Below are 13280 nucleotides of genomic sequence, written 5' to 3'. Positions count from 1 at the left end.
AAAGATATTGTATGAATTGCAATACAGATCTCTAATTTTTTATTTTCAATTGAAAATTTCAACCCATATTGGAAAACTCAAATATTCTGATTCGAATAATGATCAGAACATGGTAGAGTTTCTAATTGATGAGAATATTCTAGGCTTGGATAGATATTTAGAAGGAATGCCAATTAAATACAAAAAAATTGGAGATCATGGCTGCCCACCAAAAGGGTCAAAAGATTCAACAGTAGCAAGATTTGCTCAAGAAAATAACTTAGTCGTATTAACTAATGATGACAAACTAACTAAGCAGTGTGATTTGTTAGGAGTGGACTTTATTTTTCAGGATTTGAGAGACTTTGCGAAGAAAGTAAAAGAATTTTCAGATTCTATAGATAACAAGAAATAATTCCAAATTTATAATATTGCAACAACTTTATTGGTAAATATTTTAAATCAATTTATGGATGAAAGGAGCATCTCATTACGAACTAAACTAAATAATGATTTTGAGACTCATATTCCTGAAATATACATTGAACAAATTAAAAGAACACATAATACTACAAAAAAACACTTTACACAATTAAAAGACATTCACTATTTTTGTAGTATTTTTATTCGTAATCATCCTCATAGTTATTTATCAAAGTCAGGCATTAGAATCGGAGCGTGGCCAGAAGCTTCAATGTTTTGTAAAAACCCAATTGATGAAGGTACCGTGGAGAATATGTTAATATTTCTAGAAAAACAGTTTTTTGATTGCGTATCACTGCTTTTTTCAGGGGCATATCGACCAATAATGACAATATTACGATACATGCTGGAGTTAACTACATGGGTAACTGTATCAATTTTAAACAAAAAAAAATTAACAAAAAAACTTGAAGATGTAGAAAAAGCAATGTCGTATATTCAGTTTGAATCTTTCTTAATTGATAATTTTGAAAACATACAAAAAATCAAATCACCAAAAACTAAAAAAAAGGACAAACAATCTATACAGACTATACAAGGGATTCAATTTTGTCCAGAGCAGTACCTAAAACATTTGACTTACAAATATGTAAAAGGAAATAATGCAATAAGATTACTGTATTCAGAATTATCAGGATTTGCTCATGCCAATATTTTTCAACAGTTACGATGGGATGGCGGGGATGAACAAACCCACATAGAACACATTGGTTTGTTTGTTGGTAAATTTAATTTAGATGCATATCACTTTTGTTTAGATTACATAATAAAGACCCATGAAATAATTTTTCATCTGTTATTGGTGTCATCTTATGCAAATATAGGGTATTACAATAAAGAACTTGCAGATAGATTGTTCCTCACGATGCAAAATGAACTAACTAATGTAAAACAAAGTTTAAGATTTGAAAGTATAGAGAGTCTACTAATTGAAAAGATTCCAATAAATCAGTATATTGGAACTCAGGATAAAGAATTTGTTCATACGGATGAACAAGAGGAAATTGAGGATGAAGATGATGAAGACATTATATGTCAAAAATGTAATTATCCTACACATGATCCTGATGAAGAATGCATAACGTGTCACTACTTGGAATTTAGTAGACCAAGTTCAAATCATCCTATTATATAGTATGGAGAATTTCAAAAGAAGTGATTATCAAATTTCATATCTTTTTCCTTGCTCTACGATATTGATTTTATTTGTCACTCTAACATATTCAGTAGGATATTCAGTATGAATTGGAAATAGCATTTTGGCATCAATCTCTTTTACCATATTTAATAAATCAGTACCCTTTGCATGACCAGAACAGTGAATCTGATGATGCTCCATTTGGAATTTTTCTATCCAATTATGTAGTCTTTTTGTGCTCAAAACTTGCTCTTCATTATATGCTTCACTAGCAGAATGAATGTAAACGGTTCCAGGTTTTGGTTTCATATCAATTAGTGCATTAAAGCTAAAGAATCCCAATGCACAGATGTATTTGTTAGGATGTTTTGCAATTTCAGATGCAGTCATTGCGTTTGGAGAAGTAGCAAAAACTCTATCCTCCCCATAATAATCAGAATCAGAATACGTACCACTGCGATATTTTGCTTTGTAAATCACAATGTTTTCGTCATCCCAGTTGGGAATACCAAGTTTTGGATCTTGTGACATGTATTTGAGAAAATAACAATCTCTAATCTTGACGACCAGTTTTCTATTGTTTGCTTTGGCAACATTGTAAAAAGTTCTAACCCTGTCTACATCTTTAAAATTAAAATCAGCAAAGATAAGATTCGAGGTGTCTGCAGTAAGCTTGTTTGATTCATCATAAACCATTTGTTCATTTTCATTGGTTGGGGGATCTTTGATTCTTGTTCCCTCTGCAATCAATGCTATAGGTTTTACTTCTTTTGCCTTTTGAACAAATTCTTCAGTCATTTGTGGTTGCGAACCATGTCTACGTAAGTCACCAGTATATACAACGGGCCCTTCACTAGTGTAAATGATGAAACCGTATGCACCAGGAATTGAATGATCTACATGAATAGGCTCTATCTCTAAAGAACCAATCTCGAATTTGTTTCCAGAACGAAATTCATTAATTTTTCTTGCAATTTTAGGATCTCCACGTTTTGTTCCTGCAAGTTTGAACTCTAAGATCTCTCTATCTATAGCTCCGCTTGAACGCTCTTGAATTGCCTTAATCATATTATGAGTAGTTTGACCCATGTAAATTGGGATATCTCGGTGTAAAAAAGAAACATAATCAACGTGGTCTGCATGTGCATGTGAAACTAACACAGCGCCTACTTCTGGTTCTTTGATTTCCCTTCCTGCCTTGAACATTAAATCATCACGATAAATTCCAGGAATATCAGGTACCAATCCCATTGTGATAAAATCTAAAATTCCGTTAGAGGAACGGGGTGCCAAATATTCTTCAAAGTATTTTTCTAGAGATGTGAATCCCTTTCCAAAATCTAGAAAAATTTTTGTGTCTTTGTCTTCAAGTAAAATTTTGTTACCTCCAATCTCATTAACCCCACCATGGAATGTGAGAACCGTCAAATTAGTCGTCTAAATTCCAAATTTTAGATGCTTGTTCAGCAAGCATTTCTTGTCTTTGAGAGATAGATTGATCATTCCATTCTGGCCAATTACAAATATGATTAACGATTTTAGCATCATCTGTTTTGTAAGCCTGATTACATTTTTCAATAAATGAGATATTTTGAGTCTTAAAATTTTTAGAGCGATTTAAAATTGTCAAATTACCAATCTTCCACAAATTATTTTTGTGGTAATCCTCCAATTCCAATTTGGTGGTAAATCCCTTTTTATTCTTAAGATAGATTTCCCATTCTGAATCTTTGATTACCTTAGGCATGATATGCTCAATTGAGATGTTGTCCTTCTGAGCACTTAGAGTCATTTCTTTTTTACCACCATGTAGAGAAGTATTCAAATTTGTTAAAATGTAAATAGCATTTTTTTGGTTTGCGTCAAAATTCGAGAAATTAAATCTAAATGCTTCATTATCGCAATACTGTTTCGAATCTCTTAGGAATTTTTTCACATCTTTCACAGTTATTGAGGAATCATTTCTTAGTTTTTTACAAACATCGTTCATTAAGGCTTCAAGTGATGTTGCACTAGTTTTACAGATGGTTCTTGATCTAAAAAAGAAAATCAATAAATTGTGAACAAATTCCGAAAAAATCTTTCTATCATTACCAAATAAATCAAAGCCTTTAAGCAATACAGGATAAATAACTTTTGCAGTAAGAGAGTTAAAAGTGATTAAATCTTCAACTAAGTTAGATTCATTAAACCAATCTTCTTTTTGTGGATCTTTTAATTTTCTATATACTTGTGCCGCAGATAGAACATGATCAATAAACTCTTCTACTTGCTCTCTAGTCTTTATTTTGTGTAATACTCTCTCAAATACTTCCTTGGGACCTGTAGGGGCATAATATGCCATTAAGTAATGTCTAAGAAAATCTGCTTCTTTCACATTTGCATTATCTAATCGATTAAGAATTTCAAGCCATTTGTTATACCATTCATCCACATCACCACCGCCATGATCAATTTTTTCTAGTAGATAATTCTTAACTAAATCACTTTCTTCTAGCCTTATTCCACGATTGTTAATACTATCAAATATTCTATACGCACGTTCAGGAGTATCAATGACATTTCGTACCACAACAAAATATTTTACAAAATGATTTGCCAATCCAATTAAAAACTGAATTTTTTCATTTTGATCAGGTATTTTATCCAATTCTCCCGAAATTTTATTGTAAAATAGTGCATATGCAGTTGCAAGTCCTTTGTTCCGTTTAGAAATATTGTTAAAAATTATTTGGTTTTTGTTTGAGGCATTATCTAATTTTAAAATCTTGTCTACAAAAAAATCTTGATTGTTTCGACTAAGCTTTAGTCTATATTTGTAATTAGAATCTCCAACATCTTCTGCTTCAAGATAATATTGTATGTTTTCAACATCTCTATCCTTATTAAATTCATAAAGAAAATCTCTAATTACAGTAAGAAAGGTTATGGATGTAGTAAGCCTTTGCTGTCCATCGACTACTTTGAATTTTTCTCTCTTGTTTTGATCTGCAATTAATACTAAGGTTCCAAAAAAGTAGGGATCCTTTTCACATAAATGATAATGTTCAATGAGATCTTTCCAAAATTCTTCAATTTGTTCATCTTGCCATGAATATTCTCTTTGAAATTTTGGAATTACATACGATGCGGCATCTTCTAGGATGGTTTTTAATTTGATTTGTTGAGTATCTATGAAATCTCTCATTCCAGACAGCCTCCGTTAGTACCTAGTATAATAAAACCATATCTTATGAAATTATTCTGATTCATTAAATCGAACCTTCCAGTATGATAAAAAATCACTATGTTTCTCTAGTAACTTTTTACCATTCCCTTCTCGAATGTAGAAGTCATCAAATTTTCTTTGTTGATTCACATTATTAATAGAAACATTATAGATTTTTTCTTTAGAAAATACGGGTTCAGATGCCGGGCTTACTCTAATTTCACATATCTCTTTTCCATCAATAACGTGAAAGCTAATATCTATAAAATTAGATATCGGAACTTGATCTGCTAAATATTTTCGAATTGCATCTCGAATTTGTAATTCTAATTTATCATTATTCCCACCATTTTGCATTAAAGAATAATCTCGTTCTAATCCTTTGACATTTCCATCATCATCTACTCCTATGTAGACATAACCACCTTTTGTATTCATTAACGATGCTACTGCAATACAGACTACTTTTTTTAATTCATCATTTTTTGCATTTGTTGTAGTATCAAATGCGAATGTTTCTTTTTTTTCTAATTCAGTATTCTCTCTTTGTGTAATCCGAATTTGTATTTCTTCTAATGTACTATCTTTTTTTATTATTTTTTCAATATGGCCAATGTATCCATTATCAATTTTAACTTCAATTCCTTTTTCATCAAATTTTTCATCAGATAAAATTTCCTCAACAATACCTTCCTCAAAATCATCTTCTTTTTGATTTGGATGTAATGATATTTTCACATGCATGCCAATTTTGATCGAATCTCGCACCATGGTGTTGGCATCTTTCATTATGATCGAATTTTTTAGGTACTAGAAAAACTTAATGACTTCACAAAGTTATTTTTTCTAGTTTTTTGACACATGAAATAATATTTTCAGTGACATACTGAATTTCGGCATGCGTATTATTTCGCCCAATGCCTATTCTAAGAGATGAATGAGCACGTTCCTCAGCAAATCCTAAGGACAGTAAAACATGTGATGGCTCTACAATTTGGGTCGTACATGCGGAACCGGCAGAAATAGCGATTTCTTTTGAGATTGAATTAATAATCGATTTGCTCTCAATCCCTTTAAAATAAACATTGAGATTATGCTCTAATCTTTTCGTGGGATGTCCGTTTTGTTTTCCACCCGCATTAAAAAAAGATTCAAACATTTCAACAGACCATTTATGAAAACGATTATTTTCTGCCTTCATTTCATGTTGGGATAATTCAATAGCCCTCCCAAAACCAACAATACCAGGAACATTTAGTGTTCCCGAACGAATATTTCTTTCTTGTCCACCACCATGAAGGATCGGATTAGGTTTAATCCTTGGTTTAACACCTCTAACATAAAGTGCTCCAATTCCTTTTGGTCCATACATTTTATGAGCAGAAAAGGACATCAAATCGATATTCATTTTCTCTACATTCATTGGAATATGGCCTACTGCTTGAGCAGCATCAGTATGAAAAAACACATCATGATCATGAGCTATATTCCCAATCTTTTCAACATCAGCTATTGTACCAATTTCATTGTTAGCAGTCATTATGGAAATCATCACAGTTTTTTCTTTAATGGAATCTTCTAGCTGCTCAAGATTAATTTCACCATATTCATTTACAGGTAAATACGTAATTTTTTTCCCTAAACTCTCAAGGTGTCTTGCAGTATCAAGTACTGCTTTGTGTTCAGTAACACAAGTAATGAGATGATCACCCTTATCCTTGTATTTTTCCATTGTTCCAATTAGAGCTAAGTTATTTGATTCAGTAGCGCCACTTGTAAAGATTATCTCATCGTGTCTTGCACCTATTGCTTTTGCAATTTTATCTCTAGCAGATTCTACAGCAACTGATGCTTCATACCCAAATGGATGATCTAAACTAGAGGCATTGCCAAACTTTTCAGTCAAATACGGCATCATCTCATCTAGTACCCTAGGATCTAGAGGAGTAGTTGCATGATGATCAAGATAAATTGGAAATTTTATTTCACTCAATTCTTTCTCTCTACTTTTATCATTTCATAAAAGTCAGACAAGTCTTTGACTCTAGCAAATAATGCAATGGTTCCTCGATTAAAATGAGCCCGCAACATTTTGCTAAGATATATCTCAGGATCTAAATTGTCTTTTTTTAATCTTTGAATCATCAATGTCATGTAGATATCCTCATACTCTCCAAACAATACTGAAGGATGAATTTCAGAACCTTTTTCATCAAACTCTTCTGGATTAGGCATTGATGGATCCTTTAAGGAAAGACATATGCCAAATCTACCCATAATATTTGGGGTCAAACCAGTTTTTGCCTTTAGTTGCCCGAGCAGATGCTGAGAGCGTATACTCATCTTTAATCTAGTGAATCGCAATTATCTTCTCTCCTTTGTCATTCCAAAAGTAGCCCAAGTGTTGTTTTGTTAATCCGTTATCTGGAAGATACTCCATTGCAAATGCTCTAGTCATGTATGGTTGAAGTTTAGTGTAATGTTCCAGTTCAATTTCTTTGTCAGTTGAAAAAATCAATACTTGATGAGAGGCCAATGGGAAAAACTTTTCAACTAAATTAATTCTATGTTCTTCATCCAATCTTGCTAATGGAGTATCAATCATAAACGGTAATGGTCTGCCAGATGTTTTAGCCAAAGCCCACAAAATTGCAGTTGCAAACATTTGTTTTTCTCCACTAGACAATAAATCCTTTGGGAATGGATCATTATTTTTCCTAAACAAAGTTACTTCAAATGAATCTCTATCAATAGATACTCGTTCGATGAAATCTTTTTTGTGCATTAAAATTTTAATTGCATCTAAAAGATATTTTTCTAGTAAGAGTAATTTTTTAATTTTAAGCTTCTCAACATATTCATCTAAAACTACTTGTACCTTTTCTGTAAGTTCAGCTTTTACCTGGGATTTTTTATTTTTATATCTTTGAGAAACAATATCACGTAACTTTACGGTAATGTGTTTTTGTAGAGCTAGATTACTAGAGATCTCTGTCTCAATATGATCAATTTCAGTCTGAATACCGCCAGCAATCGCATGTAATTCATTTAGTTTAGAAATCAATGGTCCTAATTCATCATCATTGGGTGCATTTGCAATTGAAGTTTCAATTTTTACAACATCTTCTGCTACTTCAAGATATTTTGTAGTATCTTTTTCTAATATTTCTACTACAGAATTGGATTCTCTAATCCAATCTCGGATTCGAGTAGATTGTAAAAAGGATAAATTGAATAATTCTTTTTCCTTGGAATCTGAAGTAGATTTTCCACTAATCGAAGATAGAACTTTTGTTAGAATTTTTTCTTTTTCTTCTTGAGGTAATGAAAACTCATTCCAAAAAGTGTCATCTTTTAGGTAAGCCTGAATCTCTTTGAATTTTAAATCAAGAATCTCCTTCTCTAATCTAGACTGCTGAATTTTCTCATCTTTTTTGATTAGATCCTCTAATTGTTCTAATTCTTTAGGAATTAGACTCAAGGGTAAAACTCCAGCACATAATTCTTGTATCCTTGCCCCGATATTATCAAGAGTCAGTCTTTTCACTGCAAGGCGGGATTTTGCTTCTTCTCTTTTTGTAGCAAACTGGCCTCCAATTTTTGTGACTTTGGCCTCAAGACTTTCAATTTCTGTTCTAATGTCATCAAGTTCAGATTGCTTTCTAACTTTCTTTTCTCGAAGATGCGCAATAAGTTCCGAGTTTTCTTCTTTCTCTTTAGAATACTTATCATAGGATTCCTGTAGTGCTTTATCATTATTTGTTAGATTTCTCATTAGATTTACTTGTAGGTCAGAACGAAGTTGTTCTATCAAATCTAAACCCAATAAGGAACTAAAAGAAGATTTGATTGCCATGTCTTCATTTCCTTCAGCGGCTATCTGCACAATTTTTTCACCATCAAAGAAAAATAAACGGGCAATTCCTTTTGGAATTAATTCTTCAATAAACGATTGCCAATGAGAATCCTCAATTGTATCTAATGATTTAAAGTCATCATTTACATTTTGCCTTTTTTTTACACTAAGGTTTTCAATTATTTTTCCGTCTTCATTTCTCCAAGTTCGATCAACTTGATACTCTATTTCTTTTCCATCATGATAAAACTTGAACTCTACAATAATTGATGCAGAATCAGCAGAAATAGAACTTCCCAGATATCTATGAATTTTTTTTGCTAAAAATGATTCATAGGTTTTGTTTGTAATTCTTTTACCCAATGCAGTAATTCCATAAAAACACAACATGATAGATTCAAAGAGAGTTGTTTTTCCCGCACCATTTGTTCCTCCAACTAAGATAATTGGCTTATCACAGTCACAAGTAAAATCAAATTCATTTTTTCCTTGATACACGCCATAATCTTTTAGGATAACTTTAGTCAACATCAATTTTTTGTCCACCCAAATCCATCTTGTCCTGTTTTTGTTTTTTCAAATCCTGAATAATTTCATCAATATCTTCACGCCATTCTTCAGAGAGGATTTTATCTAGTTTAGGGAAAATTTTCGAGTGTTTGCTCATTCCCTGAGATTCATACTCTGCATTTAGTAATTTAGATACTAGTAATTGAGGCACATTATTTTTGTTGCAAATGTCCTCAAGAACCTCTTGTTCAACGCTTCCAAATCCACTAAGATCTTCTTGCATCATAGGTAGTTTCTCACCCATGACTTTTTCATAGATTTGATACACAGAGTTCTTCCAATCCCCTCTCTCCATTCGCCAAATCCGTTGAATTTCATGTAATTCCTCTTCCAATATCAGGTTCATTTTTTGGTCAGGTCCATTTTCCCGAACTTTCTTTTGTCCTCTAAGTAATTTTTCAAGATATTCTTTACAAAATTCTAATGTGTAAGGTCCTGGAACTAAGATGGAATAAGGGTCTGATGGGTCACGCTCTTTTTTAGAATCATTTGTTTTGAAATCTTGAATGTTTTTCTCAAAAGCCTTTTTCTTAATATCATCAAATAATTTCATTTGTCCTGTTCTTCTCTTTAATTCTCTAATGGATTTTCTCTTTTCATGATCTTGTGTTGCCTTAAGCTCTTCTCGAAGCTCAAGTAAGGGTTCCATCCAATCTTCACCACTCTCAATTGTATTTTTTAGTGAAGTGTCTTCAGCTACTACGGTACAGACCCAGCAACCAAATCTACTATTTCCACATGATGGAGTACTAGTATCAACCACTAGGGGACATTCAGATGCATTTGCGTTTTGATACATTGCAAGAAGATCTCTATTGTTTGCACCCCAAGGATTTTTGTTTTGTAAAAGATAGTTCCAAACATCTTCGGTAGTAAAATCTCGTAATGGGGTGTAGACATATGTTTGAGCAAATTTAGAATGCCTAGATAACAAACTTCCTTCAATTTCATAAAGATTCATCAATTGTTGCCTTGAACCGCTTTCATCTTTTCTTGTTCCAAGAACGACAATTGCTTCTCCGTACTGAGATACTTTATCTTGAATGAATCTATCAGCATTTCTAATCTTTAATCTATCAGTACACCATCTAAACAGATTTGTCGGTGCCGGAAAACCTCGTCCCAGTAAACATACCCAAAAGGAATCCTCAAGAGTTGGTCTAACTAAATTAGTTGAGATAGGTAAATTAGATTTCTTGGAAGCTGTCTCCATCATATCTAGTGTGCTAGTAATCTGTTCTACAACTTTTGGTGATTCAACCAAAGTATCAGAAGATATGATGAAGATTTTTTTATGTAGTTTTTCTCGCGGTAATTCGGATAATGCGTTCCAGATTAGTTGAACCATACATGTAGAATCTTTTCCGCCACTAAAACCCAAAATCCAAGGTCTATTATCAGTCAGGTATACCTGCTTGATTTCATCATAAATGTTGGTTAGCGTGCGGGATTTAAAGACAGAATCTGCCATTTTACTCTAAAAATTCCTCCAGGGGTTTGTTTACACCACATTTTTGTAGAATTACATTAGCAGCACTTTTGATAGCAGTTTTATTCTTAATCATCTTGCCTTCCATCATAATCTTACCTTCCCATATGGGGTTACTACGGGACCAATCAATTTTTTGTAATCCCTTAATTTTTTCTCTCCATGAATCTTCATAATGTGTAATCATTACATTTCCAAACATTCCCAAAGCAGTCAAAACATTAGTGTGTGCATGAACATAATTCTGTCGTAATTCATATGCAGATACTTTTTTTTGAATCAAAAGATTCCATTCAGGAATATTTTTTGATACTCTATCCCAAAAGTCTACTGCAATCTTTTGTTTTTCTGGTGCAATTGATTTTGTCTTTAGTCTTAGTAAAAATTTTGTTGCATCTGCAATACCATTTAATGTAAAGAAATTAGTGGAACGATTTGAGATATTTGTTTTTTCAGTTTCTGTTCTACCATGAAATACATCAACATCATTTACTAAATTAACGACGAATCTTGCAAAAGTATCACGATGATCATACAGTAAACCAAGGGATCGGGTTGGCTTTACTGCATGCTTGTTTAAATCTGCAAACATTTGCTGGCTACGCTTTAGTCCTTTATCCTCAAAGACGACAACTGAAACTTTTTCACTAGCTAATTCAGGTTTCTTTTCATATGCATATTTTATTGCGGCACATCTATGTTGACCATCATTAATCAAGATTGGAGCATCAATTGGAATTATAATCTGGCCTAGCCGCCCATCTTCTCCTTGACCAGGTGAGGGATTGAATTTTACTTTTCCACCAACTGAAACTGTAATTGATGAAAAGATGTAATCCTGAGGATTTTGTATGATATAGTTTGCTATCTCAGGGATACGACTTGTTCGAAGTTTTCTTTGTGCCCTAAGATTTGGTGGAATTTGAGGATCGTCATTGAATTTAAAATGGTGATAAATTGTGGCAAAGGAACACATTGCGTTGTAAAATTCTCGATTAGCTTGGATGCCTCTTACTGCTTCAAAGGAGATAGTACCGCTTTCTTTGTCGACTTCTTTGAAGGTAAGCTTACTCAATGAGTAATATGATGGAAGCGTGTTTTTAAGTCTTTGGAAGCATGTTATAATTTAGGCACGAATTATATCATTTTTAGCTCTTTTAGGAGTTTTTCTAGCTTTGGTCGCTCTGAATCAGGACAAGGATACTTGTAGTTGCCTTTTCTAGTGGGTGCTTTGCCCTTTGTTTTACCATGTTCTGATAGTATCTGTGCTATCCAAGATGACTTTGCTAGTTTACCGTGTTTTTCTTTGTATAACTGCTGAGCTTCCCTATACCCCATACCCAAGGGAAGTAAGAAATCATCAGTAATTAACTATAATTGCTCTACATTTTGATCGCAAAATGTAATTTTTTATAAAAAATCAGGATGCAATCTTTGCTAGTTTTTTTAGGTCCTCTTTGGATAAAGTTAGTCTAAACAAGACTGCATCCGGGTTTTTTGCGTTTTTTGTTTGTGGATAAAATTTGATGGTTACTTTACCACCATCTTTTGTAACGTCAAATGGACGTCCACCTAAGGTATCTTTCATGATTTGAGAAATAATTGATCGCTTATAGATTTATTGTATTTACTAATTAATGAAGACCTGATTAATCGAATTTTGGAGGAATAAATTTGCCATCAAGTTTCACCGTTTCAGGTAATTCGTCATTTGATAGCGGTACACCATTTTTGTCAAATTCTTTCTTAAGTATTGCTAGCATGTTTTGAAGTGCATCAGTAATAAAATAATTTGATATACCCCAAACTAATCCAATTTTTGCACTTGCATAAGTGGTGTTAATACCCACATTTACATCGGCAGTAATTACTTTTTGAGCAATACCGATTACTTGTTCCGAATTTGCATCGATGATTGGCGACCCACTAGACCCACCTGTACCTATGATATCGGTCTGTATTCCATATGGATTTTTGGAATAATCTGTTGGGAATAAACTTGAAACGTGACCTGATTGTAACACAGGACTGTATCTATTCCCTGAAAGATAATCACTTGTCCTCAAGGATAAACTTCCACCAGGATATCCACACATAATAATTTCATCGTACACATCGATTTTAGTTGGTTTATCAAATTTCAAAAAAGGCAAATTGTGTTTGCCAGATAATCGACCTACAGTAAAATCATGATCTAAAGGAATGTTGTCACCTAATTCCGGAATTGAAATTTCAATATTTCTACCATGGTCGATTTTAATAGATGTTAATTGACCATGTTCATCATCTATGTTTTTAAATAGAAATCCTCTATGTTCTAATTCATTACCAAGGCTTTTTTCTCTCTTTAAAATAGATTCCATTCCATCCACAACATGTTCAGCAGTAACAAAGTAACCTTCAGAATCGATAATGAAGCCAGTTCCACAAATAGCATATGGTTTTGACTCGTTTTTTTTAGTAAGTCCTAATGCAAAACAACATGATTTTAAGTGTAGTATTTTTTCTCTGGTAATCATATTTTAGGATTTTATATTAAGAGATGTTATTCTTATAT

13 protein-coding genes are annotated in these 13280 nt (G+C 32.8%); 2 read left to right on the top strand and 11 right to left on the bottom strand.

All coding sequences use genetic code 11. From position 1 onward, the window contains the following. Both C6988_RS02565 and C6988_RS02560 read left to right on the top strand, forming a co-directional pair. Window positions 1-394, top strand: a 394-nt coding sequence (locus tag C6988_RS02565; protein ID WP_220463398.1) for a hypothetical protein, incomplete at its 5' end; no start/stop codon positions are given. Between the two features lie 54 nt (window positions 395-448). Then, on the top strand, window positions 449-1597 hold the full coding sequence (locus C6988_RS02560) for a hypothetical protein (RefSeq protein WP_182133253.1): 1149 nt from the start codon (window positions 449-451) through the stop codon (window positions 1595-1597). 27 nt (window positions 1598-1624) lie between these two features. On the opposite strand, the gene C6988_RS02555 is transcribed toward C6988_RS02560, so the two are convergent. The 11 genes from C6988_RS02555 to C6988_RS02505 all read right to left on the bottom strand — a co-directional run bounded on the left by C6988_RS02555 (window position 1625) and on the right by C6988_RS02505 (window position 13242). Continuing rightward, window positions 1625-3028, bottom strand: a complete 1404-nt coding sequence (locus tag C6988_RS02555; RefSeq protein WP_182133251.1) for an MBL fold metallo-hydrolase — start codon at window positions 3026-3028, stop codon at window positions 1625-1627. A gap of 1 nt (window position 3029) precedes the next feature. Beyond that, window positions 3030-4787, bottom strand: coding sequence for a DUF262 domain-containing protein (locus C6988_RS02550; RefSeq protein ID WP_182133249.1), 1758 nt, complete (start codon window positions 4785-4787; stop codon window positions 3030-3032). A gap of 51 nt (window positions 4788-4838) precedes the next feature. Continuing rightward, window positions 4839-5597 carry an RNA-binding domain-containing protein gene (locus C6988_RS02545; RefSeq protein ID WP_182133247.1) on the bottom strand — a complete coding sequence of 253 codons (759 nt, stop codon included), beginning with the start codon at window positions 5595-5597 and terminating at the stop codon, window positions 4839-4841. 40 nt (window positions 5598-5637) lie between these two features. Beyond that, window positions 5638-6801 carry a cysteine desulfurase family protein gene (locus tag C6988_RS02540; protein ID WP_182133246.1) on the bottom strand — a complete coding sequence of 388 codons (1164 nt, stop codon included), beginning with the start codon at window positions 6799-6801 and terminating at the stop codon, window positions 5638-5640. Then, window positions 6798-7151 (bottom strand): DndE family protein, encoded by a 354-nt coding sequence (locus C6988_RS02535; protein WP_182133245.1) that lies wholly within the window; start codon window positions 7149-7151, stop codon window positions 6798-6800. Before C6988_RS02535 ends, C6988_RS02540 begins: the two co-directional genes overlap by 4 nt. Before the next feature lie 7 nt (window positions 7152-7158). After that, on the bottom strand, window positions 7159-9195 hold the full coding sequence (gene dndD / locus C6988_RS02530) for a DNA sulfur modification protein DndD (RefSeq protein ID WP_182133244.1): 2037 nt from the start codon (window positions 9193-9195) through the stop codon (window positions 7159-7161). Continuing rightward, window positions 9185-10705: a DNA phosphorothioation system sulfurtransferase DndC gene (gene dndC / locus C6988_RS02525; RefSeq protein WP_182133243.1), complete on the bottom strand. Its 1521-nt coding sequence runs from the start codon at window positions 10703-10705 to the stop codon at window positions 9185-9187. The genes dndD and dndC overlap by 11 nt, the downstream gene beginning before the upstream one ends. Window position 10706: 1 nt before the next feature. Continuing rightward, the gene (dndB, locus tag C6988_RS02520) at window positions 10707-11798 is read right to left on the bottom strand and encodes a DNA sulfur modification protein DndB (RefSeq protein WP_255464155.1); all 1092 of its coding nucleotides are present in this window, start codon (window positions 11796-11798) and stop codon (window positions 10707-10709) included. A gap of 62 nt (window positions 11799-11860) precedes the next feature. Next, the gene (locus C6988_RS02515) at window positions 11861-12061 is read right to left on the bottom strand and encodes a hypothetical protein (RefSeq protein WP_182133242.1); all 201 of its coding nucleotides are present in this window, start codon (window positions 12059-12061) and stop codon (window positions 11861-11863) included. Window positions 12062-12143: 82 nt separating this feature from the next. Then, the gene (locus tag C6988_RS02510) at window positions 12144-12311 is read right to left on the bottom strand and encodes a hypothetical protein (RefSeq protein WP_182133240.1); all 168 of its coding nucleotides are present in this window, start codon (window positions 12309-12311) and stop codon (window positions 12144-12146) included. A gap of 61 nt (window positions 12312-12372) precedes the next feature. Then, complete coding sequence (locus tag C6988_RS02505; RefSeq protein ID WP_182133238.1) at window positions 12373-13242, bottom strand: S1 family peptidase; 870 nt, start codon at window positions 13240-13242, stop codon at window positions 12373-12375. Window positions 13243-13280 lie beyond the last annotated feature (38 nt).

The sequence above is a fragment of the Nitrosopumilus sp. b1 genome (genome assembly GCF_014078545.1).
Lineage (GTDB): Archaea > Thermoproteota > Nitrososphaeria > Nitrososphaerales > Nitrosopumilaceae > PXYB01.
The sequence above is the reverse complement of the archived record's forward strand: the minus strand, read 5'-3'. Positions and strand labels throughout refer to the sequence as shown.

Bases quoted from the DNA above. Each gene is read 5' to 3' on its own strand.
- C6988_RS02560 (WP_182133253.1), top strand. From the start codon at position 449: ATGGATGAAAGGAGCATCTCATTACGAACTAAACTAAATAATGATTTT.
- C6988_RS02550 (WP_182133249.1), bottom strand. From the start codon at position 4,787: ATGAGAGATTTCATAGATACTCAACAAATCAAATTAAAAACCATCCTA.
- C6988_RS02545 (WP_182133247.1), bottom strand. From the start codon at position 5,597: ATGAAAGATGCCAACACCATGGTGCGAGATTCGATCAAAATTGGCATG.
- C6988_RS02535 (WP_182133245.1), bottom strand. From the start codon at position 7,151: ATGAGTATACGCTCTCAGCATCTGCTCGGGCAACTAAAGGCAAAAACT.
- dndD (WP_182133244.1), bottom strand. From the start codon at position 9,195: ATGTTGACTAAAGTTATCCTAAAAGATTATGGCGTGTATCAAGGAAAA.
- dndC (WP_182133243.1), bottom strand. From the start codon at position 10,705: ATGGCAGATTCTGTCTTTAAATCCCGCACGCTAACCAACATTTATGAT.
- C6988_RS02515 (WP_182133242.1), bottom strand. From the start codon at position 12,061: ATGGGGTATAGGGAAGCTCAGCAGTTATACAAAGAAAAACACGGTAAA.
- C6988_RS02510 (WP_182133240.1), bottom strand. From the start codon at position 12,311: ATGAAAGATACCTTAGGTGGACGTCCATTTGACGTTACAAAAGATGGT.
- C6988_RS02505 (WP_182133238.1), bottom strand. From the start codon at position 13,242: ATGATTACCAGAGAAAAAATACTACACTTAAAATCATGTTGTTTTGCA.